Source organism: Pseudomonas sp. 06C 126, from assembly GCF_001855215.1.
In the GTDB taxonomy this organism is placed as follows: Bacteria; Pseudomonadota; Gammaproteobacteria; order Pseudomonadales; family Pseudomonadaceae; genus Aquipseudomonas; species Aquipseudomonas proteolytica.
In genome coordinates this window covers 183,110-208,898 of sequence record NZ_MIFU01000002.1, presented here as the reverse complement: position 1 = coordinate 208,898, position 25,789 = coordinate 183,110, and the positions used below count along the sequence as shown (strand labels likewise).

Annotated in this window: 28 protein-coding genes; 21 read left to right on the top strand and 7 right to left on the bottom strand. The window is 59.8% G+C overall.

All coding sequences use genetic code 11. The annotated features are described in order from the left end of the window. Positions 1–73 precede the first annotated feature (73 nt). Together BHC62_RS02750 and BHC62_RS02745 are read left to right on the top strand one after the other, a co-directional pair. Positions 74–562, top strand: coding sequence for a TIGR00645 family protein (locus BHC62_RS02750; protein WP_029292073.1), 489 nt, complete (start codon positions 74–76; stop codon positions 560–562). Between the two features lie 146 nt (positions 563–708). Continuing rightward, a complete protein-coding gene (locus BHC62_RS02745; RefSeq protein WP_029292071.1) occupies positions 709–1,326 on the top strand; it encodes an FKBP-type peptidyl-prolyl cis-trans isomerase in 618 nt (205 codons plus the stop codon). Between the two features lie 147 nt (positions 1,327–1,473). Here BHC62_RS02745 and BHC62_RS02740 read toward each other — a convergent pair whose 3' ends face one another. The 3 genes from BHC62_RS02740 to BHC62_RS02730 form a co-directional block, all read right to left on the bottom strand. Next, entirely contained in the window at positions 1,474–1,731 is a 258-nt protein-coding gene (locus BHC62_RS02740; protein WP_029292069.1) for a hypothetical protein, read from the bottom strand. Positions 1,732–1,927: 196 nt separating this feature from the next. Then, the gene (locus tag BHC62_RS02735) at positions 1,928–2,269 is read right to left on the bottom strand and encodes a zinc ribbon domain-containing protein YjdM (protein WP_029292067.1); all 342 of its coding nucleotides are present in this window, start codon (positions 2,267–2,269) and stop codon (positions 1,928–1,930) included. A 172-nt stretch (positions 2,270–2,441) separates the two neighbouring features. Next, positions 2,442–3,410 (bottom strand): polyprenyl synthetase family protein, encoded by a 969-nt coding sequence (locus BHC62_RS02730; RefSeq protein WP_070994147.1) that lies wholly within the window; start codon positions 3,408–3,410, stop codon positions 2,442–2,444. 377 nt (positions 3,411–3,787) lie between these two features. On the opposite strand from BHC62_RS02730, the gene rplU reads away from it, so the two are divergent. The 5 genes from rplU (at position 3,788) to BHC62_RS02705 (ending at position 7,531) form a co-directional block, all read left to right on the top strand. Next, positions 3,788–4,102 carry a 50S ribosomal protein L21 gene (gene rplU, locus BHC62_RS02725; RefSeq protein ID WP_003176051.1) on the top strand — a complete coding sequence of 105 codons (315 nt, stop codon included), beginning with the start codon at positions 3,788–3,790 and terminating at the stop codon, positions 4,100–4,102. A 34-nt stretch (positions 4,103–4,136) separates the two neighbouring features. Next, on the top strand, positions 4,137–4,394 hold the full coding sequence (rpmA, locus tag BHC62_RS02720; RefSeq protein WP_029292052.1) for a 50S ribosomal protein L27: 258 nt from the start codon (positions 4,137–4,139) through the stop codon (positions 4,392–4,394). 193 nt (positions 4,395–4,587) lie between these two features. Continuing rightward, positions 4,588–5,811, top strand: a complete 1,224-nt coding sequence (gene cgtA, locus BHC62_RS02715) for an Obg family GTPase CgtA (RefSeq protein ID WP_029292050.1) — start codon at positions 4,588–4,590, stop codon at positions 5,809–5,811. 123 nt (positions 5,812–5,934) lie between these two features. After that, a complete protein-coding gene (proB, locus tag BHC62_RS02710) occupies positions 5,935–7,053 on the top strand; it encodes a glutamate 5-kinase (protein ID WP_070994146.1) in 1,119 nt (372 codons plus the stop codon). Positions 7,054–7,066: 13 nt separating this feature from the next. Next, positions 7,067–7,531, top strand: coding sequence for a CreA family protein (locus BHC62_RS02705; RefSeq protein ID WP_029292045.1), 465 nt, complete (start codon positions 7,067–7,069; stop codon positions 7,529–7,531). A gap of 189 nt (positions 7,532–7,720) precedes the next feature. On the opposite strand, the gene rpsT is transcribed toward BHC62_RS02705, so the two are convergent. Continuing rightward, entirely contained in the window at positions 7,721–7,999 is a 279-nt protein-coding gene (gene rpsT, locus BHC62_RS02700) for a 30S ribosomal protein S20 (RefSeq protein ID WP_029292043.1), read from the bottom strand. A 253-nt stretch (positions 8,000–8,252) separates the two neighbouring features. Between rpsT and murJ the strand changes: the two genes are divergently transcribed. From murJ to ispH, 6 genes are all read left to right on the top strand, one after another. Continuing rightward, positions 8,253–9,791, top strand: a complete 1,539-nt coding sequence (gene murJ / locus BHC62_RS02695) for a murein biosynthesis integral membrane protein MurJ (protein WP_065944248.1) — start codon at positions 8,253–8,255, stop codon at positions 9,789–9,791. Positions 9,792–9,909: 118 nt separating this feature from the next. Next, the gene (ribF, locus tag BHC62_RS02690) at positions 9,910–10,848 is read left to right on the top strand and encodes a bifunctional riboflavin kinase/FAD synthetase (RefSeq protein WP_029292040.1); all 939 of its coding nucleotides are present in this window, start codon (positions 9,910–9,912) and stop codon (positions 10,846–10,848) included. Between the two features lie 13 nt (positions 10,849–10,861). Continuing rightward, complete coding sequence (ileS, locus tag BHC62_RS02685; RefSeq protein ID WP_070994145.1) at positions 10,862–13,693, top strand: isoleucine--tRNA ligase; 2,832 nt, start codon at positions 10,862–10,864, stop codon at positions 13,691–13,693. Continuing rightward, positions 13,686–14,195: a signal peptidase II gene (gene lspA, locus BHC62_RS02680; RefSeq protein WP_029292036.1), complete on the top strand. Its 510-nt coding sequence runs from the start codon at positions 13,686–13,688 to the stop codon at positions 14,193–14,195. Before ileS ends, lspA begins: the two co-directional genes overlap by 8 nt. A 7-nt stretch (positions 14,196–14,202) precedes the next feature. Continuing rightward, the gene (fkpB, locus tag BHC62_RS02675; RefSeq protein ID WP_169851210.1) at positions 14,203–14,640 is read left to right on the top strand and encodes an FKBP-type peptidyl-prolyl cis-trans isomerase; all 438 of its coding nucleotides are present in this window, start codon (positions 14,203–14,205) and stop codon (positions 14,638–14,640) included. Positions 14,641–14,779: 139 nt separating this feature from the next. Beyond that, positions 14,780–15,727 (top strand): 4-hydroxy-3-methylbut-2-enyl diphosphate reductase, encoded by a 948-nt coding sequence (gene ispH / locus BHC62_RS02670; protein ID WP_070994143.1) that lies wholly within the window; start codon positions 14,780–14,782, stop codon positions 15,725–15,727. On the opposite strand, the gene BHC62_RS02665 is transcribed toward ispH, so the two are convergent. Continuing rightward, a complete protein-coding gene (locus BHC62_RS02665; protein WP_070994142.1) occupies positions 15,681–16,262 on the bottom strand; it encodes a GspH/FimT family pseudopilin in 582 nt (193 codons plus the stop codon). The two genes, ispH and BHC62_RS02665, sit on opposite strands and share 47 nt — an antisense overlap. Positions 16,263–16,465: 203 nt before the next feature. Here BHC62_RS02665 and pilV point away from each other — a divergent pair, with 203 nt between their 5' ends. From pilV to thiO, 5 genes are read left to right on the top strand one after another with little or no spacing between them, the layout of a single operon-like run. Beyond that, positions 16,466–16,951, top strand: coding sequence for a type IV pilus modification protein PilV (pilV, locus tag BHC62_RS02660; protein WP_070994141.1), 486 nt, complete (start codon positions 16,466–16,468; stop codon positions 16,949–16,951). Next, on the top strand, positions 16,948–17,655 hold the full coding sequence (locus BHC62_RS02655; protein WP_070994140.1) for a PilW family protein: 708 nt from the start codon (positions 16,948–16,950) through the stop codon (positions 17,653–17,655). The genes pilV and BHC62_RS02655 overlap by 4 nt, the downstream gene beginning before the upstream one ends. A gap of 34 nt (positions 17,656–17,689) precedes the next feature. Further along, positions 17,690–18,181: a PilX N-terminal domain-containing pilus assembly protein gene (locus BHC62_RS02650; protein WP_070994139.1), complete on the top strand. Its 492-nt coding sequence runs from the start codon at positions 17,690–17,692 to the stop codon at positions 18,179–18,181. A gap of 12 nt (positions 18,182–18,193) precedes the next feature. Then, positions 18,194–18,592, top strand: coding sequence for a type IV pilin protein (locus BHC62_RS02645; RefSeq protein WP_070994138.1), 399 nt, complete (start codon positions 18,194–18,196; stop codon positions 18,590–18,592). A 59-nt stretch (positions 18,593–18,651) separates the two neighbouring features. Further along, a complete protein-coding gene (thiO, locus tag BHC62_RS02640; protein WP_070994137.1) occupies positions 18,652–19,752 on the top strand; it encodes a glycine oxidase ThiO in 1,101 nt (366 codons plus the stop codon). Positions 19,753–19,802: 50 nt separating this feature from the next. On the opposite strand, the gene BHC62_RS02635 is transcribed toward thiO, so the two are convergent. Both BHC62_RS02635 and BHC62_RS02630 read right to left on the bottom strand, forming a co-directional pair. After that, a complete protein-coding gene (locus tag BHC62_RS02635; RefSeq protein ID WP_029292019.1) occupies positions 19,803–20,036 on the bottom strand; it encodes a PP0621 family protein in 234 nt (77 codons plus the stop codon). 127 nt (positions 20,037–20,163) lie between these two features. Further along, positions 20,164–21,189, bottom strand: coding sequence for an outer membrane protein assembly factor BamD (locus tag BHC62_RS02630; RefSeq protein ID WP_029292017.1), 1,026 nt, complete (start codon positions 21,187–21,189; stop codon positions 20,164–20,166). Positions 21,190–21,338: 149 nt separating this feature from the next. On the opposite strand from BHC62_RS02630, the gene rluD reads away from it, so the two are divergent. The 3 genes from rluD to clpB all read left to right on the top strand — a co-directional run bounded on the left by rluD (position 21,339) and on the right by clpB (position 25,742). Continuing rightward, a complete protein-coding gene (rluD, locus tag BHC62_RS02625) occupies positions 21,339–22,301 on the top strand; it encodes a 23S rRNA pseudouridine(1911/1915/1917) synthase RluD (protein ID WP_029292014.1) in 963 nt (320 codons plus the stop codon). Beyond that, entirely contained in the window at positions 22,298–23,023 is a 726-nt protein-coding gene (pgeF, locus tag BHC62_RS02620; protein WP_070994136.1) for a peptidoglycan editing factor PgeF, read from the top strand. Before rluD ends, pgeF begins: the two co-directional genes overlap by 4 nt. A 154-nt stretch (positions 23,024–23,177) precedes the next feature. Further along, positions 23,178–25,742, top strand: a complete 2,565-nt coding sequence (clpB, locus tag BHC62_RS02615; protein WP_070994135.1) for an ATP-dependent chaperone ClpB — start codon at positions 23,178–23,180, stop codon at positions 25,740–25,742. Positions 25,743–25,789 lie beyond the last annotated feature (47 nt).

Below are 25,789 nucleotides of genomic sequence, written 5' to 3'. Positions count from 1 at the left end.
TCCGGGTGGTTATGGCGCGATGTACGTGGCTGATATACTCGCCGCCATTTCTAGCCACGCTGTGTGAGATTCCATGGAACGCTTTATCGAAAATGCAATGTATGCCTCCCGCTGGCTGCTGGCGCCGATCTATTTCGGCTTGTCCCTCGGGCTGCTGGCGTTGGCGCTGAAATTCTTCCAGGAAGTGATCCACTTGCTGCCCAATGTCTTTGCGATGGCCGAGTCGGAGCTGATCCTGGTGCTGCTGTCGCTGATCGACATGGCCCTGGTGGGTGGGTTGCTGGTGATGGTGATGATTTCCGGCTACGAGAACTTCGTCTCGCAATTGGATATCGACGACAACAAGGAAAAGCTCAACTGGCTGGGCACCATGGACTCTTCGTCGCTGAAGATGAAAGTGGCGGCATCCATCGTGGCGATTTCCTCGATCCACCTGCTGCGTATCTTCATGGATGCCAAGAATGTCGATCCACAGCACCTGATGTGGTACGTGATCATTCACATGACCTTCGTGATCTCGGCGTTTGCCATGGGTTACCTGGATAAAGTCACCAAGCATTGATCCAGGCCCGGCGCCTTTTGGCCCGGGATTTTGGGCTCATCAAGCGTAGGGCGAGTGTGCTAGTCTGCTCGCCCTTTTAGTTTGGATAGCACGCAGAAACTGCGCTTTTGCAGGCCTTTGCGGTTGTCCTACAGCGGAGCCTTTCCATGTCCGAAGTTAATCTGTCCACCGACGAAACCCGCGTCAGCTACGGTATTGGCCGTCAGTTGGGCGACCAACTGCGCGACAACCCGCCACCTGGCGTGAGCCTGGACGCGATCCTGGCTGGCCTGACCGACGCGTTCGGCGGCAAGCCAAGCCGTGTTGACCAAGAGCAAATGGCTGCCAGCTTCAAGGTGATCCGCGACATCATGCAAGCCGAAGCAGCAGCCAAGGCTGAAGCCGCCGCAGGCGCTGGCCTGGCATTCCTGGCTGAAAACGCAAAGCGTGAAGGCATCACCACCCTGGCTTCCGGCCTGCAGTTTGAAGTGCTGACCGCCGGTGAAGGCGCCAAGCCGACCCGTGAAGACCAGGTGCGTACCCACTACCATGGCACCCTGATCGACGGCACCGTATTCGACAGCTCCTACGAGCGTGGCCAGCCGGCAGAATTCCCGGTGGGTGGCGTGATCGCTGGCTGGACTGAAGCCCTGCAACTGATGAATGCCGGTAGCAAATGGCGCCTGTACGTGCCGAGCGAACTGGCTTACGGCGCACAAGGCGTTGGCAGCATCCCGCCGCACAGCGTTCTGGTATTCGACGTCGAGCTGCTCGACGTTCTGTAAGACCTGCTGATGGTTGCGCCTGGCTCTGCGTAGGCGCTGGCTTGCCTGCGATGCAGACGACTCGGTCTTGAGCTACACCGAGGTGCTGCTATCGCAGGCAAGCCAGCTCCCACATGAGCCCGGTGCAATCAGGGCTTTTCGGGTTGCTCATGGGTGAAACTTGCCATGCAGCTCTGTCACCGGGCGCAATGCTCGGGCATAGCAGAACAGAAACAGATTCCTCACTACCTCCTTCAGCACCCCAGGTTCACTGGAACTCAGGCCGTTGACGTCCAGGTCGCCCTGGTCCTGCAATTCATTCAGCGCTTCTTCTTCGAGCACCGCACACACTTCGCCGGTTTCCCGATGAAGGATCCGCAGGTAAGGGTGCGGACGGTCCAGCCAGGCATCAATCAAATAAGTCATGGTTCGCATCTCCTTGAAAGGTTTCAATGAGAATAATTCTTATTCGTAGAATAGCAAGTCCCTATTGGCAATTTCCTGATTTTTCTGTGTGGGCATTGTGCAAGGTCAAAAGGGATGGCTTTTTGCTACTTGGAGGGAGGTGAAGCGGGGAGGGTGAGACGCCATCCCGCGGCGGGCGCGGGATGGAGCAGGCAGGTCAGACCTTGCGGACGAACTCGGACTTGAGCTTCATCGGGCCGATACCGTCGATCTTGCAGTCGATATCGTGGTCGCCATCGCAGAGGCGGATGTTCTTGACCTTGGTGCCGACCTTGACCACCAGCGAGGTGCCCTTGACCTTGAGGTCTTTGATCACGGTGATGGTGTCACCGTCTTGCAGGACGTTACCCACGGAGTCTTTCTTCACGGCTTCATCATTGGCTGCTTCGGCTTCACCACCGACGGACCACTCGTGGGCGCATTCCGGGCAGATCAGCTGGGCGCCGTCTTCATAGGTGTATTCGGAATTGCATTTTGGGCAGGGTGGCAACGTGCTCACTAAAGCTCCTTGAAAGTCAGGATGGCTAAAAGTCGCACATTATATAGGGTTTTGCTGGGGCGGGGGCGCTGCGGTCTAAATGTGGGAGCTGGCTTGCCTGCGATGCAGGCACCTCGGTCTATCAGCGGTACCGAGGTGATGCTATTGCAGGCAAGCCAGCTCCCACAGAGCGTTAGTGAGTACGCGCGACCGCAAACTCACTCAGTTCCACCAGGGCATCCCGGTATTCGCTGGCTGGAAGGGCTTCCAGGCATTTGATGGCGCGGGCTACGTAGTCGCGGGCCAGTTGTGCGGTGTAGTCGAGCGAGCCCGAGGCTTCCACGGCTGTGCGGATGCTTTCCAGGTCCTCGATGCCGCCTTTCTGGATCGCCTTGCGCACCAGTGCCGCCTGTTCCGGCGTGCCTTCGCGCATGGTGTAGATCAGCGGCAGGGTCGGCTTGCCTTCGGCCAGGTCGTCACCGACGTTCTTGCCCAGGGTTTCAGCGTCGCCGCGATAGTCGAGCAGGTCGTCCACCAGTTGGAAGGCCACGCCCAGGTGGTCACCAAAGGTGCGCAGGGCTTCGGCCTGTTCGGCAGTCGCCTGGCACAGGGCGGCGGCGCTGTGGGTCGAGGCTTCGAAGAGCATCGCGGTCTTGCCGCGAATCACTTCCATGTAGGTTTCTTCGGTGGTGCTCGCGTCACGCACCTTGGACAGTTGCAGCACTTCGCCTTCAGCGATGATGCGCGTGGCCTGGGACAGGATTTTCATCACCGGCATCGAGCCCAGTTCGACCATCATTTCGAACGAGCGCGAATACAGGAAGTCGCCCACCAACACGCTGGGCGCATTGCCCCACATGGCGTTGGCGGTCTCGCGACCGCGGCGCATGCCGGACATGTCGACCACGTCGTCGTGCAGCAGGGTGGCGGTGTGCAGGAACTCGATAGTAGCGGCCAGCAGGCGCAGGTCATCGCCTTCGCGGCCCAGGGCCTTGCCACACAGCAACACTAATAAAGGACGCAGGCGTTTACCGCCGGCCGACGTAATATAGTCGCCAATTTTGGAGACCAGCGGCACTTTAGAAGTCAGTTGCTTCTTGATGATGTCGTCGACGGCGCTAAAATCGTCCGCCACCGCGCGGTAGAAAGCTTGGGGTTGCATCAGCGACAGTCGCTCCAGAAGGGTTGCGCGGCATGCTAGGACCCGCGCCCCCGGGTGTCAAGGCGCGTCCAGTCACCGTGAAAGCTACTGCGCTCGGTAATCCTGCGTCAAAAACAGGCTCGGAATGCTCATTTACAACCAGTAAACTCCGCTTCCTCGCCTGTTTTTTCCTTGTCTTCCCTTCGCTCGCTACGCTTTCACGGCGACTGGCGGCTACTTGCAAGCCTTCCACAGCTTGCGTACAATCGCGCACCCTGAACTTCCTGGGCAGCACCTGCCTTACGCAATTGCATTCGGGACGTCCATCCCATGCAGCCATGCCAGCCAATACCTCTTCTTATAAAGCGCTGGGTGAGCAGGATTATCGGAGAAATACCATGTCGTACGCAGTAATTGTTACTGGTGGCAAGCAATACAAGGTCGCCCCAGGTGAATACCTGAAGATCGAAAAACTGGAAATCGCTACCGGCGAATCCGTTACTTTTGATCGCGTTCTGTTGGTCGCCAATGGCGATGACGTGAACATCGGCGCTCCAGTTGTTGCTGGCGCTACCGTTGTGGCTGAAGTGATTTCCCAAGGTCGTCACGATAAAGTCCGCATCATCAAGTTCCGTCGTCGTAAGCACCACATGAAGCGTATGGGCCACCGCCAGTGGTACACCGAGATCAAAATCACCGGTATTCAGGCTTAATTTCAGCCTAATTCCTCACTAGGAGAATTGACTCATGGCACACAAAAAAGCTGGTGGTAGTACCCGTAACGGTCGCGACTCAGAAGCCAAACGCCTTGGCGTTAAGATGTATGGCGGCCAGAAAATCATTCCGGGCAACATCATCGTGCGTCAGCGCGGCACCCAATTCCACGCCGGTTACGGTGTAGGCATGGGTAAAGATCACACCCTCTTCGCGAAAATCGAAGGCGTGATCAAGTTTGAAGTAAAAGGCGCGTTCAACCGCCGTTACGTGAGCGTTGTCTCGGCTTAATTGCGAGCTCGCTGGAAAAGCCCTGTCTTGCGACGGGGCTTTTTCGTTTGTGGGGTGAGTCTCTTGCAAAGCTGTTTGTGATGGGCTCAAGCGCTGGATTTGCGGTCGTTGATTGAGGTCGCTGCGCTCATTTTTGCAAGAGTCTTATGTCTTGGTTTCTTAAGCTCGTCCGTGCGGCGAGAGGCGTTTTGTTATGAAGTTCGTTGATGAAGTTTCCATCCGAGTAAAAGCAGGCGACGGCGGTAACGGTTGCATGAGTTTCCGCCGCGAAAAGTTCATCGAGAACGGTGGTCCGAACGGTGGTGATGGTGGTGATGGCGGTTCCATCTACATGATGGCCGACGAAAACCTCAATACCCTGGTGGACTATCGTTACACCCGGCACTTTGATGCCGAGCGTGGCTCCAACGGCGGCAGCACCGACTGCACCGGTAAAAAAGGTGAGGACCTGGTGCTGCGCGTACCGGTCGGCACCACGATCATCGACTCTGCGACCCAGGAAGTGATTGGCGACCTGACCAAGGCCGGCCAGAAGCTGATGGTTGTGCAGGGCGGCTGGCACGGTCTGGGTAATACCCGATTCAAGTCCAGTACCAACCGTGCGCCACGCCAGACTACGCCGGGCAAGCCGGGCGAGCAGCGTGACCTGAAGCTGGAAATGAAAGTGCTGGCAGACGTTGGCCTGTTGGGCCTGCCGAACGCCGGTAAAAGTACCTTCATTCGCTCGGTGTCCGCCGCCAAGCCGAAAGTCGCGGATTATCCGTTCACCACCCTGGTGCCGAACCTGGGTGTGGTCAGTGTCGATCGTTGGAAGAGCTTCGTGGTCGCGGACATTCCGGGTCTGATCGAAGGTGCTTCCGATGGCGCGGGCCTGGGGATTCGCTTCCTCAAGCATTTGTCCCGTACCCGTCTGTTGCTGCACCTCGTCGATATGGCGCCGCTGGATGAAACCAGTGCCCCGGATGCTGCCGAAGTGATCGTCAACGAACTGGCCAAGTTCAGCCCGTCCCTGGCTGAGCGTGACCGTTGGTTGGTGTTGAACAAGTGCGACCAGATCCTCGAAGAAGAGCACGAAGAGCGGGTCAAGGAAATCGTTGACCGCCTGCAGTGGGAAGGTCCGGTCTACGTGATCTCCGCCATTGCCAAAGAAGGCACTGAGCGTCTGACCCGCGACATCATGCGCTACCTGGAAGATCGTGCCGATCGCCTGGCTGCCGATCCGGCCTACAAGGCCGAGCTGGCGGATCTTGATCAGCGCATCGAAGACGAGGCGCGTGCGCAGTTGCAGGCGCTGGATGACCAGCGTGCCCTGCGTCGCAGTGGCGTCAAGTCGGTCCATGATATCGGTGACGATGATTGGGATGAGGAAGATGTGGATGATGAAGATGGTCCGGAAATCATTTACGTGCGTGACTGATCTGTTGCGATAAACTTAAGCGCCGCTCAATCGAGCGGCGTTTTAGTATCTGGTAATCGGTAGTCACGAATAACGTTATGGGCGGCGCTGGGTCGCGTGGCCCTCAATCTAAGGTTGAAGATGATGCGGAGCAAAGTGACGGGTGCGCAACGCTGGGTCGTAAAGATCGGAAGTGCGCTGCTGACGGCAGATGGCAAGGGGCTGGATCGCGCAGCCATGAGCATCTGGGTTGAACAGATGGTGGCCTTGCATGAGGCGGGTGTCGAGTTGGTGCTGGTGTCGTCCGGGGCGGTTGCCGCCGGGATGAGCCGCCTTGGCTGGACCGCGCGACCCAGCGCGATGCATGAGTTGCAGGCTGCTGCGGCGATTGGTCAGATGGGGTTGGTGCAGGCTTGGGAATCCAGCTTCGCCGAGCACGGGCGCCATACCGCGCAGATTCTGTTGACCCATGACGATCTGTCTGACCGCAAGCGTTACCTCAATGCCCGTAGCACCTTGCGTGCCCTGGTCGAGCTCAAGGTGATCCCGGTGATCAACGAGAATGACACCGTGGTGACCGACGAGATCCGTTTTGGCGACAACGACACCTTGGCTGCCCTCGTGGCCAACCTGGTGGAGGCTGACCTGCTGGTGATCCTCACGGATCGCGATGGCATGTTCGACGCCGATCCGCGCAACAATCCGGACGCCCAGTTGATCTACGAGGCGCGTGCCGATGACCCGGCGCTCGATGCCGTGGCCGGCAGTGTCGGTGGTGCGCTGGGGCGTGGTGGCATGCAGACCAAGTTGCGCGCTGCGCGCTTGGCGGCCCGCTCTGGTGCCCATACCATCATCGTCGGCGGGCGCCTGGAGCGCGTGCTGGATCGCCTCAAGGCTGGCGAGCGCATTGGCACGTTGCTATCGCCCGAGCGTGGCATGCTGGCGGCGCGCAAGCAGTGGCTGGCCGGCCATCTGCAGACCCGTGGCACCCTGGTGCTGGATGCGGGGGCGGTGTCGGCGTTGTCCCAGGGTAACAAGAGCTTGTTGCCGGTAGGCGTCAAGCTGGTCCAGGGCAGCTTCCGCCGTGGTGAAATGGTGGTGTGCGTAGCGCCGGACGGTCGTGAGATCGCCCGTGGCCTGGCCAACTACAGCGCCCTTGAGGCGCAGAAAATCATTGGGCAGTCGTCTGAGTCGATTGTCGGTCTGTTGGGTTACATGGCTGAGCCGGAACTGGTTCACCGCGATAACCTGATCCTGGTTTAAAGGAAAAGCTGCGATGCGTGTATTGAAGGGGTTGCTGGGGTTGTTGGTGGCGATGCCGCTGCTGGCTTCGGCTGAAGAGATTGGCCAGGTATCGACGGTGTTCAAGTTTGTCGGCCCCAACGACCGAATCGTCGTCGAGGCGTTTGACGACCCCAAGGTTGACGGCGTGACCTGCTACTTGTCCCGCGCCAAGACCGGCGGTGTCAAAGGTGGTCTGGGCCTGGCCGAAGATCGCGCCGAAGCGTCGATTGCCTGCCGCCAGGTCGGGCCGATCCGCTTCAAGGGTGAACTCAAGGATGGCGACGAAGTGTTCAAGGAGCGCACCTCGCTGGTGTTCAAGACCATGCAGGTGGTGCGTTTCCTTGATAAGAAGCGCAATACCCTGGTGTATCTGGTCTACAGCGACCGCCTGATCGAAGGCAGTCCGCAGAATGCGGTGACGGCGATTCCGATCCTGCCTTGGCCTAGTGCGCAATAAGCCTGGCAGTGCAGCGTTGCTTTATGTGGGAGCTGGCTTGCCTGCGATAGCGGTTTAACAGTCGACATCTTTGTTGAATGTTATGCGCCCGTCGCAGGCAAGCCAGCTCCCGCATTTGTTTTGGGGTTGGCATAAATCGTAGGCAATAAAAAACCGACCCTGGGGTCGGTTTTTTAACAAGCTTATCGCTTAGGCTGCAACAGCAAGGTTCAGAGCCTTGATGTGGCCATTCAGACGACCTTTATGGCGAGCAGCTTTGTTCTTGTGGATGATGCCTTTATCGGCCATACGGTCGATAACTGGCACGGCCAGAACGTAAGCAGCTTGAGCTTTTTCAGCGTCTTTTGCGTCAATGGCCTTAACTACATTCTTGATGTAGGTACGAACCATGGAACGCAGGCTGGCGTTGTGGCTGCGACGCTTCTCAGCCTGTTTTGCACGTTTTTTGGCGGAAGGTGTGTTGGCCACCGTCGAGCTCCTCGAAAGACTTTTTAGGAAATAGCAAACAAAATAGGCCGCGAATCATGCCGATGAGTTGAAGTCTTGTCAAGGGCGGCTGATGCGAACTGCTGAGTGGTCGATCTGAAGAGGCGGGTTATTTATTTCCGGCGCTTGACCTGTAAACTCGCGAGCTTTGGCTCTGTGCTGTTGCAGGCGCGCAGTATCGCATAAGTGGGCGCTTTGTTCGCCTGCTCTTTATCTATAGGCAAAAACTCTTTCAATGAATCTGCTCAAGTCGTTGGCCGCCGTCAGCTCTATCACGATGATTTCCAGGGTTCTGGGGTTTGTACGTGACACCCTCATTGCACGTATTTTTGGCGCGAGCATGGCCACGGATGCCTTCTTTATCGCCTTCAAGCTGCCCAACCTGCTGCGGCGGATCTTCGCCGAGGGTGCGTTTTCCCAGGCATTTGTGCCGATTCTGGCGGAATACAAAACCCAGCAAGGCGAGGAGGCCACCCGCACCTTCATCGCCTACGTCTCGGGCCTGTTGACCCTGGTGCTGATGCTGGTGACCATCGCCGGGATGCTCGCCGCACCCTGGATTATCTGGGCCACGGCGCCCGGTTTTGCCAACACCCCGGAAAAATTCGCCCTCACCAGCGATCTGTTGCGGGTGACCTTTCCTTATATATTGCTGATCTCCCTATCGTCCCTGGCGGGCGCGATCCTCAATACCTGGAACCGTTTCTCGGTGCCGGCGTTTGTGCCGACCCTGCTTAACGTCAGCATGATCATATTTGCGTTGTTCCTCACGCCGTACTTCGATCCGCCGGTCATGGCGCTCGGCTGGGCAGTGCTGGCCGGTGGCCTGGCGCAACTGTTGTATCAGCTGCCGCACCTGAAAAAGATCGGCATGCTCGTGTTGCCGCGCCTCAATCTCAAGGACACTGGCGTGTGGCGCGTGATGAAAAACATGCTGCCGGCGATTCTCGGGGTGTCGGTCAGCCAGATCTCCCTGATCATCAACACCGCGTTTGCTTCGCTGCTGGTCTCCGGCTCCGTGTCGTGGATGTATTACGCCGACCGTCTGATGGAATTGCCATCTGGCGTGCTGGGCGTGGCGCTGGGCACCATTTTGCTGCCGACCCTGGCGCGTACTTACGCCAGCAAGGACCGCCATGAATACTCGCGCATTCTCGACTGGGGCCTGCGCTTGTGCTTTGTGCTGGTGCTGCCATGCGCCCTGGCCCTGGGAATCCTGGCGGAGCCGCTGACGGTTTCGCTGTTCCAGTATGGCCAATTCAGTGCCTTTGATGCCTTGATGACCCAGCGCGCGCTGATCGCTTATTCGGTGGGGTTGCTGGGGATTATCGTGATCAAGGTCTTGGCGCCGGGCTTTTATGCCCAGCAAAACATTCGTACCCCAGTGAAAATCGCGATTTTTACCCTGGTGGTCACCCAACTGTTCAACCTGATATTCATCGGGCCGCTGGCTCACGCCGGCCTGGCCCTGGCAATCAGCGCCGGCGCCTGCATCAATGCTGGCCTGCTGTTTTATCAACTGCGTAAACAAAAAATGTATCAGCCGCAGCCAGGCTGGGGCGTGTTTGCCCTCAAGTTGCTGTTGGCCGTGGCCGTGATGTCGGCCGTATTGCTGGGGCTGATGCATTGGATGCCGGCGTGGGACGAAGGGCAGATGCTCGAGCGATTCCTGCGCCTGGGCCTGCTGGTCGTGGCCGGGGTGATCGCCTACTTTGGCATGTTGTTGCTGCTGGGCTTCCGTCTGCGGGATTTCAATCGCAAGGCGCTGAATTGATCGCAATCAACAATAAGCCGGCTGTTTTTTCGATTCGAATCATTTGGCCTGTGCTGTTGCCTGTCGTCCGGGGCCGGGTGTGGTTATAATCGACCACTTTATGAGCAAGAAGCGCGTTATGCAGCTGGTTCGAGGTCTCCACAACCTGCGCCCCGAGCATCGGGGCTGCGTCGCCACTATTGGCAACTTTGACGGTGTTCACCGTGGCCACCAGGCTATCCTGGCGCGGCTGCGCGAGCGCGCAGTCGAGTTGGGTGTGCCCAGCTGCGTGGTGATTTTCGAGCCGCAGCCCCGTGAATTCTTCACCCCCGAGACGGCCCCGGCCCGTTTGGCCCGCTTGCGGGACAAACTGCAGCTGCTGGCCGAAGAAGGCGTGGACCGGGTCTTGTGCCTGGCGTTCAACCAGCGTTTACGCAGTCTCAGCGCCACCGAGTTCGTCGACCGTATCCTTGTCGATGGCTTGGGTGTGCAGCATTTGGAGGTCGGTGACGACTTTCGCTTCGGTTGCGACCGGGTAGGGGATTTCGATTTCCTGCAACAAGCCGGCGTAACCCAGGGGTTTACCGTCGAAGCCGCGCAAACCGTTGAACTGGACGGTCTGCGCGTGAGCAGCACCCAGGTGCGAAATGCCCTGGCCGCTGCCGACTTCGCCTTGGCCGAGCGTTTGCTCGGTCGCCCGTTCCGGATTGCCGGGCGGGTCCTGCACGGCCAGAAGCTGGCGCGCCAACTGGGCACGCCAACTGCCAACGTGCAACTCAAGCGCCGTCGCGTGCCACTGACCGGGGTGTATCTGGTGAGTGTCGAGATCGACGGCCAACCGTGGCCCGGAGTCGCCAATATAGGCGTCAGGCCAACGGTTGCAGGTGATGGCAAGGCCCACCTGGAAGTTCACCTTTTGGATTTTGCCGGGGATTTGTATGACCGGCGTTTGACGGTGGTTTTCCACCAAAAGCTGCGTGAAGAGCAGCGATTCGCCTCCCTTGAGGCGTTGAAAACGGCGATCAATGCGGATGTCGCCGCCGCCCGTGCACTAGCCGCACCTAGCGCCCATCGCTAATGAAGAGCCTTAAATGACCGACTATAAAGCCACGCTAAACCTTCCGGACACCGCCTTCCCAATGAAGGCCGGCCTGCCACAGCGCGAACCGCAGATCCTGCAGCGCTGGGACAGTATTGGCCTGTACGGAAAGTTGCGCGAGATTGGCAAGGATCGTCCGAAATTCGTCCTGCACGACGGCCCTCCTTATGCCAACGGCACGATTCACATCGGTCATGCGCTGAACAAGATTCTCAAGGACATGATCATCCGCTCGAAAACCCTTGCGGGCTTCGATGCGCCTTATGTCCCGGGTTGGGACTGCCACGGCCTGCCGATCGAACACAAGGTCGAAGTGACCTACGGCAAGAACCTGGGCGCCGACAAGACCCGCGAGCTGTGCCGTGCCTACGCCACCGAGCAGATCGAAGGGCAGAAGTCCGAATTCATCCGCCTGGGTGTGTTGGGAGACTGGGACAACCCGTACAAGACCATGAACTTCAAGAACGAGGCCGGTGAAATCCGTGCCTTGGCCGAGATCGTCAAGGGCGGCTTCGTGTTCAAGGGCCTCAAGCCCGTGAACTGGTGCTTTGACTGCGGCTCGGCCCTGGCCGAAGCGGAAGTCGAGTACGAAGACAAGAAGTCCTCGACCATCGACGTCGCGTTCCCGATTGCCGACGACGCCAAGCTGGCCGGGGCCTTTGGCCTGGCGAGCCTGGCCAAGCCAGCTGCCATCGTGATCTGGACCACCACCCCGTGGACCATCCCAGCCAACCAGGCGCTGAACGTGCATCCGGAATTCACCTACGCCCTGGTGGACGTTGGTGATCGCCTGCTGGTGCTGGCCGAGGAAATGGTCGAGGCCTGCCTGGCCCGCTACGAGCTGCAAGGCTCGGTGATCGCCACCGCCACCGGCTCTGCGCTGGAACTGATCAACTTCCGTCACCCGTTCTATGACCGCCTGTCGCCGGTGTACCTGGCTGACTACGTCGAACTGGGTTCGGGTACCGGTGTGGTTCACTCCGCGCCGGCCTACGGCGTGGACGACTTCGTGACCTGCAAAGCCTATGGCATGGTCAACGATGACATCCTCAACCCGGTGCAGAGCAATGGCGTGTACGCGCCTTCGCTGGAGTTCTTCGGCGGCCAGTTCATCTTCAAGGCCAACCAGCCGATCATCGACAAGCTGTCGGAAGTCGGTGCGCTGCTGCACACCGAAACCATCAAGCACAGCTACATGCACTGCTGGCGCCACAAGACCCCGCTGATCTACCGCGCCACCGCGCAGTGGTTTATCGGCATGGACAAAGAGCCAGTCGCCGGCGAAACCCTGCGCAAGCGTGCGATCAAAGCCATCGAAGACACCAAGTTCGTCCCGGCCTGGGGCCAGGCACGTCTGCACTCGATGATTGCCAACCGTCCGGACTGGTGCATCTCCCGCCAGCGCAACTGGGGTGTGCCGATCCCGTTCTTCCTGAACAAGGAAAGCGGCGAACTGCACCCACGTACCGTCGAGTTGATGGAAGTGGTGGCCCAGCGCGTTGAACAGGAAGGCATCGAAGCCTGGTTCAAGCTGGATGCCGCTGAGCTGCTGGGCGACGAAGCGCCGCTGTACGACAAGATCAGCGACACCCTCGACGTGTGGTTCGACTCCGGTACCACCCACTGGCACGTACTGCGTGGTTCGCACCCGATGGGTCACGAGACCGGCCCGCGTGCCGACCTGTACCTGGAAGGCTCGGACCAGCACCGTGGCTGGTTCCACTCGTCCCTGCTGACCGGCTGCGCCATCGACGATCACGCCCCATACCGCGAACTGCTGACCCACGGCTTCACCGTCGACGAGAACGGTCGCAAGATGTCCAAGTCCCTGGGCAACGTGATCGCGCCGCAGAAGGTCAACGACACCCTGGGCGCCGATATCATGCGCCTGTGGGTGGCTTCCACCGACTACTCGGGCGAGATGGCCGTTTCGGAGCAGATCCTGCAACGCAGCGCCGATGCCTACCGCCGTATCCGCAATACCGCACGCTTCATGCTGTCGAACCTGACCGGTTTCAACCCGGCCACCGACATCCTGCCGGCCGAGGAAATGCTCGCCCTGGACCGTTGGGCCGTGGACCGTACCCTGTTGCTGCAGCGCGAGTTGCAGGAACACTACGGCGAGTACCGGTTCTGGAACGTCTATTCGAAGATCCACAACTTCTGCGTGCAGGAGTTGGGTGGCTTCTACCTCGACATCATCAAGGACCGCCAGTACACCACCGGCGCCAACAGCAAGGCGCGCCGCTCGGCGCAAACCGCGCTGTATCACATCTCCGAAGCGCTGGTGCGCTGGATCGCACCGATCCTGGCCTTCACCGCCGACGAACTGTGGGAGTACCTGCCGGGCGAGCGTAACGAGTCCGTGATGCTCAACACCTGGTACGAAGGCCTGACCGAATTGCCGGCCGACTTCGAACTGGGCCGCGAGTACTGGGAAGGTGTGATGGCCGTCAAGGTTGCGGTGAACAAGGAACTGGAAGTCCAGCGTGCGGCCAAGGCCGTCGGTGGCAACCTGCAAGCCGAAGTCACGCTGTTTGCCGAGGAGGGCCTGACCGCCGACCTGGGCAAGTTGAGCAACGAACTGCGCTTCGTGCTGATTACCTCCACAGCCAGCCTCGCGCCATTCGCCCAGGCCCCGGCTGATGCGGTGGCTACCGAAGTACCGGGCCTCAAGCTCAAGGTGGTCAAGTCGACCTTCGCCAAGTGCGCCCGTTGCTGGCACTGCCGTGAAGATGTTGGCGTGAACCCTGAGCATCCGGAAATCTGCGGTCGTTGCGTCGACAACATCAGCGGTGCTGGCGAGGTTCGCCACTATGCCTAAATCCAGCCGTTTCGGACGTCTGGGTTGGCTCGTACTGAGCTTGCTGGTCCTGGTCATCGACCAGGTCAGCAAGGCTCACTTCGAGGGCTCCCTGGAAATGTTCCAGCAGATCGTGGTGATTCCTGACTACTTCAGCTGGACCCTGGCCTACAACACCGGCGCTGCATTCAGCTTCCTGGCTGACAGTGGCGGTTGGCAGCGCTGGCTGTTTGCCCTGATCGCCGTGGTGGTCAGCGCGGTGCTGGTGGTCTGGCTCAAGCGCCTGGGCCGCAACGACACCTGGCTGGCTATCGCCCTGGCACTGGTGCTGGGCGGGGCCCTGGGCAATCTGTACGACCGCATTGCCCTTGGCCATGTGATCGACTTCATTCTGGTGCACTGGCAGAACCGCCATTATTTCCCGGCGTTCAATTTTGCCGACAGCGCCATCTGCGTTGGCGCTGTCATGCTGGCGCTGGATATGTTCAAGGGCAACAAACCCGGAGAAGCCGTAAATGACTGAACAAGTATTGGCCGAACAACGCATTGGCCAGAACACGGAAGTCACCTTGCATTTTGCATTGCGCCTGGAGAATGGCGACACGGTCGACAGCACGTTCGACAAGGCCCCGGCGACCTTCAAGGTCGGCGACGGCAACCTGCTGCCGGGCTTCGAAGCGGCACTTTTCGGCTTCAAGGCAGGCGACAAGCGCAACTTGCAGATCCCGCCGGAAAACGCCTTTGGCCAGCCCAACCCGCAAAACGTACAGATCATCCCGCGTTCGCAGTTCCAGGATATGGAGCTGTCGGAAGGCTTGCTGGTGATCTTCAACGATGCGGCGAATACTGAACTGCCCGGTGTGGTCAAAACCTTTGATGACACTCAGGTGACTATCGACTTCAACCACCCGTTGGCCGGTAAGACCTTGACCTTTGATGTTGAAATCATCGACGTTAAAGCGCTCTAACTGACGATTCCGGCCTATTGTAGGAGCGAGCTAGCTCGCGAAGGTCTTCAACGAAAATCCTGGCATCCTGAATGATCGCGGTGCCTGTGAAATTTTCGTGACCAAGCTCGCTCCTACATGGCAAGACACGAGGCACAGCATGCAAATCAAACTCGCCAACCCCCGTGGCTTCTGCGCCGGCGTGGACCGGGCGATCGAAATCGTCAATCGCGCCCTGGAAGTCTTCGGGCCACCGATCTACGTGCGCCATGAAGTTGTCCACAACAAGTTCGTGGTCGAAGACCTGCGGGCTCGCGGCGCGATTTTTGTCGAGGAGCTGGAACAGGTGCCGGATGACGTTATCGTCATTTTCAGCGCCCACGGCGTTTCCCAGGCCGTGCGCACCGAAGCGGCAGGCCGCGGCCTGAAAGTCTTCGACGCGACGTGCCCGCTGGTTACCAAGGTGCATATCGAAGTGGCACGCTACAGCCGTGACGGCCGTGAGTGCATCCTGATCGGCCACGCCGGCCACCCGGAGGTCGAAGGCACCATGGGGCAGTACAACGCCAGCAATGGCGGCGCGATCTACCTCGTGGAAGACGAAAAAGACGTCGCCGAGCTGCAAGTGCATAACCCTGAAAAGTTGGCCTTCGTGACCCAGACCACGTTGTCGATGGATGACACCAGCCGCGTCATTGATGCCCTGCGTACTCGTTTCCCCGCCATTGGTGGGCCACGCAAGGACGATATCTGCTACGCCACACAAAACCGCCAGGATGCCGTCAAACAACTGGCCGACGAGTGCGACGTAGTACTGGTGGTGGGTAGTCCCAACAGCTCCAACTCCAATCGTCTGCGTGAGCTTGCCGAACGCATGGCTACTCCGGCATACCTGATCGATGGCGCCGAAGACCTGCAGCGCAGTTGGTTCGACGGTGTCGAGCGTATCGGTATCACGGCCGGCGCCTCGGCGCCGGAAGTCTTGGTGCGTGGCGTCATCCAGCAGTTGCAGGCGTGGGGCGCGACAGGCGCCGATGAGCTGGCAGGGCGTGAAGAACACATCACTTTTTCCATGCCCAAGGAGCTGCGGGTTCGTTCGCTGCTCTGAGCCCTGTCTCGCTGGTGTACCCGCGGCACAATGCCTGCTCGGCCTTGTCGCTGCGCAAGCTGATCCGGCCGCTGGGTGCCAGCACTACCTGATGCAGGCTCAGCGGCTGCTCCGCTGAGCACACATACACGGTGCCGGCACGAAACCCTCCCGCAGACAGCAGGGGTTCGCCCAGCCCGCTGAAACGAATCTGCGTGCGCACCGGTGTATTGCCTACGATGGGAGTCCGCCCATTGTCCTGGCGCTCCAGCAGTACCGGGTTGTCGTCGTCCAGGTGGCCGCGCCCATTCATGTCCACCACCACCCTCCAGCCTTTGCTCCAGTCGTCATCCAGCGCATGGATGACGACCGTCCGATTGCGAGCAATGGCTTGGGTGCGGGCGTAGCGCAGGCCGGAGGCCAGTGCCTGTGCCGCGCTCAGTCGCGTTTGTGAGTCCATCAGGCTCTTGAATCCGGGCACTGCCAATTGCGCCAGGATGCCGCTGACGATCAAACCGAGCAGCAATTCGATCAATGTGAAACCCCGTTGTTTCATACATCGTCCCTCCGTGGACAGTTCATTTGCTTGTGACAGGAATAGTTATAGCGGCGGTCCACGACTGCGCAGTGATGGCCTTCCTGTCCAAAGTATTTCCCTATATTCCGAGGGGCGGCGCGGCTGCCAGGGCGGCGCTAGTCTTGGACAACCCACGGCCATTTCGGCCGTTTTTATGACCCTCGACAAGGATGACGATGGCTATGCGAGCCTGCCCGATAACGTGTTGTACTCCCGTCCCCGCCGCTCGGGAGGTTGGCATGAGCCTGATCGAAGTACTGGTCTCGCTGCTGATTCTCGGCGTCGGTCTGCTGGGGGCCGGGTTGATCCAGCTGAATGCACTCAAGTACACCGACAGCTCCAGAATGATCAGCCAGGCGAGTTTCATCGCCTATGACATGCTCGACCGGATCCGCGCCAACGCGGGTGCTGACTACTCCTGGGAAAGTGGCGATAGCTGGGCAGCCAACACCTTAGCCGCGAGTGTCCGCGACCTGGACTTGCACGACTTCGAGGCCAATATCCGCCACTTGGCTGGCGATTCCGCCAAAGGTTCGATTGCGATCAGCCAGCGCGAGGTGACTATCAGCATCAGTTGGGATGATTCGCGTGCAGCCAATGCTGACAACACCCGTGAAACATTCACCCTGACCAGTCGTGTCGCGGTTGATCCGAGGCCTGTGCTATGAGGCGCTCCAGTGCGGGCTTTGGCCTGGTCGAGGCATTGCTGGCGACGCTTCTGGGGTTACTTGTAGTCCTGGCGGCCGTCCAGGTAACACTGGCTGCCCGAAGCACTGCGGCCAGCCAGCACGCCTCGGCGCTATTGCAGGATGATGGGCGGTTTGTCCTGGGCAAGATGCTCCAGGAGATTCGCCTGGCGGGGATGTTCGGTTGCCTGTCCCTGCCTTTGATTGCTCAGGCGCCTGCTGACTTTTCCAGGCCGGTCAGTGTGCTGGTCAATGGTGCCTCAACCAGCCTGACGCTGGTCACGGGCGATGTCGGCGACCAGGGCAGTCGTCCTGACTGGACGGTGCTCAGCAATTGTATTGACAGTGCTCAGGCCTATTCGGGGGTACCCCCCAAGCCAGGGACCGGGCAGATCGCTTTTCCCGTGCGCAAGCTGACCTACACCTTTGAGTCAGGGCAACTGAAGATCAGCACTCCGACAACCCCGGCCAAGGCGGTGCTGGTGGATAACGTGGGGGCGTTCGAAATGAGTTTCGGGATGGCCAGCCGGCCCGGGTCCAGTGTCGTGACCCGGTATGACAGCCACCCCAGCGAAGAATCGCTGATCCGCAGTGTGCGTGTGGCGTTGACGCTCCGCGATCCGGCACGTCGCGCGCGCGACCAGATCTACAGCGCCGTCGCAGCCGTGCGTAATCGCCTTGAATAGTGGGCTCCGGATATCGGCCTCCAGGCAGCGCGGCATGGTGCTCTTGATCAGCCTGGTATTGCTGCTGCTGTTGACGGTTCTCGGGCTGTCATCGATGCAGGGCGCAACGTCGCAGGAGCAACTCGCCGGCAGCATCAGGCACCGCACCTTATCGTTTCAAGCGGCCGAAGACGGGCTCAGGCGCGGTGAGTCGGCTGTGCAGGCGCATGGGTTCGGTTTGCCGGCCTGTCAGTCGCAAGTCACCTGCGCACCGCCAAAAGAGGCGTATGCCATCAGCCAGCCGGGTGTCGATCCGGTCTCGGTCATCGCCTGGGTCGGCTTGAAGGGGGGCGTATACGGTATTCAAAACCTAGGGCCCGGTATCGGAATGGCACATTTGCCGCCCAATACCCCCGCAACTTTATATCGGGTCACGGCTGTGGGGTTCAGCGGTCAGTCGCGCACGGTTCTGGAGAGCGTCTTTGCGCGCGTCGACCCGGATGCCGGTGGGGGATTTCGAAGAGTTCTATGGCGACAACTTCAATAGGTGAGCATCACGATGAGCGGCAACTGCAAAGGATTCACCTTGATAGAGTTACTGATTGCACTAGCGATCATTGCCACATTGGCTGCGGTGGTTTATCCGGGGTACAGCGCCCATGTGAAAAAGGCCTACCGCACAGAAATCGTCGGGCTGCTCACGGAGCAAGCCCAGCAGCTGGAACGCTATTACGTGAGAAATGGCACTTTTATTGATGCCAGCGGCGTCAGTACCGGTAATGATCGCTATAGAATCACGGTGATACTGAATCCGCAGGACTTCACCCTGACCGCGACGCCTCTTGCCGGCGCGATGCTGGGTGATACTTGTGGTGAGTTCAGCTTGACCAGCACTGGCGCGCGGGCTAATCCCGGCGCGGTGCCCGGCACCACTCGTCAGGAGTGCTGGGGGCGATGAGGCTGGTGGGCGACGGGGTGCCAGGGGTACTCCTTTCTTTTCATGGGCTGGATCGAACAATGACTAAGCAACAGCAAGTCGTAGTGGTGGGTGGTGGTGTTATCGGGCTGTTGACGGCGTTCAACCTGGCAACGCAGGGGCAGGCAGTGGTCGTGCTGGACCGTTCATCGGTCGGGCAAGAGTCTTCCTGGGCCGGTGGCGGGATTGTTTCGCCGTTATACCCGTGGCGCTACAGCCCGGCCGTCACGGCGCTGGCCCATTGGTCCCAGGATTTCTATCCGCAATTGGCCCAGCGCCTGTTTGCCGCCACCGGTGTGGATCCCGAGGTTCATACCACCGGCCTTTATTGGCTGGACCTCGACGACGAGGCCGATGCCCTGGCCTGGGCTGCACGGGAAGGTCGGCCATTGAGCAAGGTGGATGTGTCGGCCGCCCGTGATGCGGTTCCTGTGCTGGGGGCAGGGTTTTCACAGGCCATTTATATGGCCGACGTGGCCAACGTGCGTAATCCGCGCCTGGTCAAATCCCTGAAGGCTGCGTTATTGGCGTTGCCCGGGGTGACCTTGCATGAGCATTGCGCGGTACAGGGCTTTATCCAGGAGGGCGGCAGCATCGTCGGGGTCAATACGGCTCAGGGTGAAGTGCGTGGCGATCAGGTCGTGCTCGCGGCCGGGGCCTGGAGTGGTGAATTGCTGGACAGCCTGGGGCTGACGTTGCCCGTGGAGCCGGTCAAGGGGCAGATGATTCTGTACAAGTGCGCCTCGGACTTTCTGTCGAGCATGGTCCTGGCGAAAGGGCGCTATGCGATTCCACGCCGGGATGGGCACATCCTGGTTGGCAGTACGCTGGAACATGAAGGCTTCGACAAGACGCCGACCGAACCGGCCCTGGAAAGCCTGAAAGCCTCGGCGGTGGAGTTGATTCCGGCACTGGCGGATGCCGCAGTGGTGGGGCATTGGGCCGGGTTGCGGCCAGGTTCGCCCGAGGGCATCCCTTATATTGGCAAGGTGCCAGGGTTTGAAGGGCTGTGGCTCAACTGCGGGCATTACCGCAACGGCCTGGTATTGGCACCTGCGTCTTGCCAGTTGTTTGCTGACTTGCTGTTGGGGCACGAGCCGGTTATTGACCCCGCTCCCTATGCGCCCGTTGGTCGGATATAAGCGTGGGCCCTTGTAGGAGCCGGCAAGCCAGCTCCTACGGTTCCAGGCTTTCAGCGTTCGATAGACTTTGGTCCCTGCTCGAGGTGCGCCTGGGTGCAGTACCACTCCTGCTGCTGGCTCAATGCCCGGTCCTGAGGCAGATGTACGCCACAGTGGGCACAGCGAACCATGGGCGCGGCCCCTTGTTCGCGGGGCTGTTGCTGCGTAGAAGCGGAGCGCTTGAACTTGCGCCAGAACCATACCGCAGCAGCAATCAGGGCAATCCAGAACAGTAAACGAACCATGGCAGGCAGCTTCTCGACAGGGAATGCGGCAGTTTAGCCAAGGATGTTAACGGCGCACAGGGTAATAAAGTCGCGCCATGAAAAAAGGAGCCCCGAGAGGCTCCTTCTTGCGCTGCCAGACTGGTTTTCAGTCAAAGACACCGAACGTCATGTAGCTGAACCACGAGCGATCCTGGTTGTTGCCCAGGGCCTCTGGTGCTTCTTCCTCGATCACGTCGCCGTTCTCGTCATGGGGCTTGAGCTCGGACGGGATGGAGTCCTTGGCGTCCTGATACTGCTTGAGGATGTCCTGGTTGGCGCGGGTTTCACCCGGCGGCAACGGCGGACGGGACTCGATCAGGCCCAGGGTGTACTTGCTCAGCCACGAGCGGTTGTCCGCTTCGGCAACCTGCGGCACAAACTGGCCGTCTTTCAGGCTTGGGTGGTCTGGGTAGTTGAGTTTCAAGGTCTGCAGGCTGGTGTCCGCCAGGGTATCCAGATGCAGGCGCATGTAGGCTTCGGTCATTACTGCCAGGCCATCACCCACCGAAGGGGTTTCCTGGAAGTTTTCCACTACATAGCGGCCACGGTTGGCGGCAGCGACATAAGCCTGGCGCGTCAGGTAGTAGTGGGCTACGTGGATTTCGTAGGAAGCCAGCAGGTTGCGCAGGTAGATCATGCGCTGCTTGGCGTCCGGCGCGTAGCGGCTGTTGGGGAAGCGGCTGGTCAGCTGGGCGAACTCGTTATAGGAGTCGCGCGCAGCACCAGGGTCACGCTTGGTCATGTCCAGCGGCAGGAAGCGCGCCAGCAGGCCAACGTCCTGGTCAAACGAGGTCAGGCCCTTGAGGTAGTAGGCGTAGTCCACGTTCGGGTGTTGCGGGTGCAGGCGGATAAAACGCTCGGCAGCGGACTTGGCAGCTTCCGGCTCGGCGTTCTTGTAGTTCGCGTAGATCAGTTCGAGCTGGGCCTGGTCGGCATAGCGGCCAAACGGATAACGCGACTCCAAGGCCTTGAGCTTGGCCGTGGCGCTTGTGTAGCTATTATTGTCCAGGTCGGCCTGAGCCTGCTGGTACAGCTCGACTTCACTGAGGTTTTCGTCGACGACGTCCTTTGTTGACGAGCAAGCAGCAGTCATGGCGAGGATGGCGATCAGCAGCAGGTGTTTCACTTGCATGGCGGCTTGCGTCCCTATGACGGCCGCTGTCTTGGGCGGGGCCGTCCTGTTATGATGAGCGCCCCGATGAAAGCCTCGGGGCAAAAGACGCCGTATTTAACCACAAGCGCGCAGCCGAAACCAAAGGCTGTGCCACGCCTAGTCTGAGCATGTCCGATAAAATTGAACTTCGCGCAGAGGTGCCGTCCGAATTGGGCGGCCAACGCCTCGATCAAGTCGCCGCACAACTATTCGCTGAGCACTCGCGCTCGCGCCTTTCCGCCTGGATCAAAGACGGCCGCCTGACTGTGGATGGAGCGGTTATCCGCCCGCGAGACATAGTTCATGGCGGTTCGGTTCTTGAGCTGACTGCCGAGCAGGAAGCCCAGGGAGAATGGATCGCCCAGGACATCGAGCTGGATATCGTCTATGAAGACGACGACATCCTGGTGATCAACAAACCCGCAGGCCTGGTGGTTCACCCGGCGGCCGGGCACGCTGATGGCACCTTGCTCAATGCCTTGTTGCACCATGTGCCGGACATCATCAATGTCCCGCGCTGCGGCATTGTCCACCGCCTGGACAAGGACACCACCGGTCTGATGGTGGTGGCCAAGACCATCCAGGCACAGACGCAGTTGGTCACACAATTGCAGAGCCGCAGCGTCAGCCGCATCTATGAGTGCATCGTGATTGGTGTGGTCGTGGCGGGTGGCAAGATCAACGCGCCTATCGGTCGTCATGGCCAGCAGCGCCAGCGCATGGCGGTGATGGAGGGTGGCAAGCAGGCCGTCAGCCACTACCGCGTGCTGGAGCGTTTCCGTTCCCACACCCATGTGCGGGTCAAGCTGGAAACCGGCCGTACCCACCAGATCCGGGTGCACATGGCGCATATCAACTTCCCGTTGGTCGGCGATCCGGCCTACGGTGGTCGCTTCCGTATTCCGCCGGCCGCCAGTGTGACCATGGTCGAATCGTTGAAGTCGTTCCCGCGCCAGGCGTTGCATGCACGCTTCCTGGAGCTGGATCATCCGACGAGCGGTGAGCGGATGAGCTGGGAATCGCCACTGCCCGACGATTTTGTCTGGTTGCTGTCGCTACTCAAGCAAGACCGCGAGGCCTTTGTCGGATGAGTGACTGGCTGATTCCTGACTGGCCTGCGCCGGCCGGGGTGAAAGCCTGTGTCACTACCCGTGCGGGCGGCGTCAGTCTGGCGCCGTTCGACAGTCTGAATCTGGGCGATCATGTCGAGGACAGCCTTGGGGCTGTACTTGAGAATCGCCGTCGTCTCACTGCCGCGTTCGATATCCAGCCGGCCTGGCTGCGCCAGGTCCATGGTGTCGTCGTGGTCAAGGCCGATCCGGGGCAGATTGCCGAGGCAGATGGCAGTTGGACCGATACGCCCGGCATCGCCTGCACGGCGATGACCGCCGATTGCCTGCCGACCTTGTTTTGCAACAAAGCCGGGACCCGGGTTGCCGCTGCCCATGCCGGTTGGCGTGGACTGGCCGCGGGAGTGCTGGAAGCTGCCGCCGAAAGCCTGGACACTGCGCCTGCCGACGTACTGGTCTGGTTAGGCCCGGCGATTGGCCCGAAGGCCTTTGAAGTGGGCCCGGAAGTGCGTGAAGCCTTCGTGCAGCAACATCCGCAAACCGCGCAGGCTTTCGTTCCCAGCCATAATCCTGGCAAGTTCCTGGCCGACATCTATCAGTTGGCGCGTCTGCGCCTGGCTGCGCGCGGCATCACCGCCGTTTATGGTGGCGGTTTGTGTACGGTGACCGACCCACGCTTCTTTTCTTACCGGCGCAGCCCGCGCACCGGTCGATTTGCCTCCCTGATCTGGCTCGAACGCTAGACTCTGCTGATCCATATCATGCATTGCCGGCTTGAATCCTCCAGAATCCACCCCATCTATAAGGGTATCTGGCAGGTTTCTTCATTCAGGATGCGTTAATCGCGAGCAAGCTCGCTCGCACATAGCTCCGGCCTGCTCAAAAGGAAGGTGACTAATGCGTATTGATCGTTTAACCAGCAAATTACAATTGGCGTTATCGGATTCCCAATCCCTGGCAGTTGGCCTCGACCATCCGGCCATTGAGCCCGCGCACTTGATGCAGGCGCTCCTCGAACAGCAGGGTGGTTCGATCAAACCCCTGCTGATGCAGGTGGGCTTTGACGTCAACAGCCTGCGCAAGGAATTGAGCAAAGAGCTCGACCAGCTGCCGAAAATCCAGAATCCGACGGGCGACGTGAATATGTCCCAGGATTTGGCGCGCCTGCTCAATCAGGCGGACCGCCTGGCTCAGCAGAAGGGCGACCAGTTCATCTCCAGCGAACTGGTGCTGCTCGCTGCCATGGACGACAACAGCAAGCTCGGCAAGTTGTTGCTGGGCCAGGGCGTGAGCAAAAAGGCCCTGGAAAATGCCATCAACAACCTGCGCGGCGGCGAGGCGGTGAATGACCCCAATCACGAGGAGTCGCGCCAGGCCCTGGACAAATACACCGTCGACCTGACCAAGCGCGCCGAAGACGGCAAGCTGGACCCGGTGATCGGGCGTGACGATGAAATTCGTCGCACCATCCAGGTCCTGCAGCGTCGCACCAAGAACAACCCGGTGCTGATCGGCGAGCCTGGCGTGGGTAAAACCGCCATCGCCGAAGGCCTGGCCCAGCGCATCATTAATGGTGAGGTGCCGGACGGCCTCAAGGGCAAGCGCTTGCTGTCCCTGGACATGGGCGCGTTGATCGCCGGTGCCAAGTTCCGTGGTGAGTTCGAAGAGCGCCTCAAATCCCTGCTTAACGAACTGTCGAAGCAGGAAGGGCAGATCATTCTGTTTATCGACGAACTGCACACCATGGTCGGCGCCGGTAAAGGCGAAGGCTCGATGGATGCGGGCAACATGCTCAAGCCAGCACTGGCTCGGGGCGAGTTGCATTGTGTCGGTGCGACCACGCTCAACGAGTACCGCCAGTACATTGAAAAGGACGCGGCCCTTGAGCGTCGTTTCCAGAAAGTCCTGGTGGAAGAGCCGAGCGAAGAAGACACCATCGCGATCCTGCGTGGCCTGAAAGAGCGTTATGAGGTCCACCACCGGGTAGCAATCACTGATGGCGCGATCATTGCGGCGGCCAAGTTGAGCCATCGCTACATCACTGACCGTCAGTTGCCGGACAAGGCCATCGACCTGATCGACGAAGCGGCCAGCCGTATTCGCATGGAAATCGATTCCAAGCCTGAAGTGCTGGACCGCCTGGAGCGCCGGCTGATTCAACTGAAAGTCGAATCCCAGGCGCTGAAGAAAGAGGACGATGACGCGGCGAAGAAACGCCTGGAAAAACTCCAGGAAGAAATCGTCCGCCTGGAACGTGAGTATTCGGACCTGGAAGAAATCTGGACCTCGGAAAAAGCCGAAGTGCAGGGTTCCGCACAGATCCAGCAAAAGATCGAGCAGTCGCGCCAGGAGCTGGAAGCTGCCCGCCGTAAAGGCGACCTGAACCGCATGGCCGAGCTGCAGTACGGGGTGATCCCGGATCTGGAGCGCAGCCTGCAAATGGTCGACCAGCATGGCCACAGCGAAAACCAGTTGCTGCGCAGCAAGGTGACCGAGGAAGAAATTGCCGAGGTTGTGTCCAAGTGGACCGGCATTCCGGTGTCGAAGATGCTGGAAGGCGAGCGTGACAAGCTGTTGCGTATGGAAAGCCTGTTGCACCAGCGCGTCATCGGCCAGGAAGAGGCGGTGGTGGCGGTGTCCAACGCGGTACGGCGTTCGCGCGCCGGGTTGTCCGACCCGAACCGCCCGAGTGGCTCGTTCATGTTCCTCGGCCCGACCGGCGTGGGTAAGACCGAGTTGTGCAAGGCCCTGGCCGAGTTCCTCTTTGATACAGAAGAGGCGATGGTGCGTATCGATATGTCCGAGTTCATGGAGAAACATTCCGTGGCTCGCTTGATCGGGGCGCCACCAGGCTATGTGGGCTACGAGGAAGGTGGCTACCTGACCGAAGCGGTACGGCGTAAGCCTTACTCGGTGATCTTGCTGGATGAGGTCGAGAAGGCTCACCCGGACGTGTTCAACGTGTTGCTGCAAGTGCTGGAAGATGGCCGGCTGACGGACAGCCACGGGCGTACCGTGGATTTCCGTAATACGGTGATCGTGATGACCTCCAACCTGGGCTCGGTACAGATCCAGGAAATGGTCGGGGATCGTGAAGGTCAGCGTGCTGCGGTAATGGATGCGCTGACCAGCCACTTCCGCCCGGAATTTATCAACCGGGTCGATGAAGTGGTGATCTTCGAGCCTCTGGCGCGGGATCAGATCGCGGGCATTACCGAGATCCAGTTGGGCCGCCTGCGCAGCCGTCTGGCAGAGCGCGAGCTGATGCTGGAGCTGAGCAGCGAGGCCTTGGACAAGTTGATCGCCGTGGGTTACGACCCGGTGTATGGCGCACGGCCATTAAAACGTGCGATCCAGCGCTGGATCGAGAACCCGTTGGCCCAACTGATCCTGTCGGGCAGCTTTATGCCGGGGACCAGCGTCAAGGCCACCGTGGAAAACGAAGAAATCGTCTTCCACTAAGCGCCGATTGGGTGGTTATAAGCAAAGGCCCCGCATTGCGGGGCCTT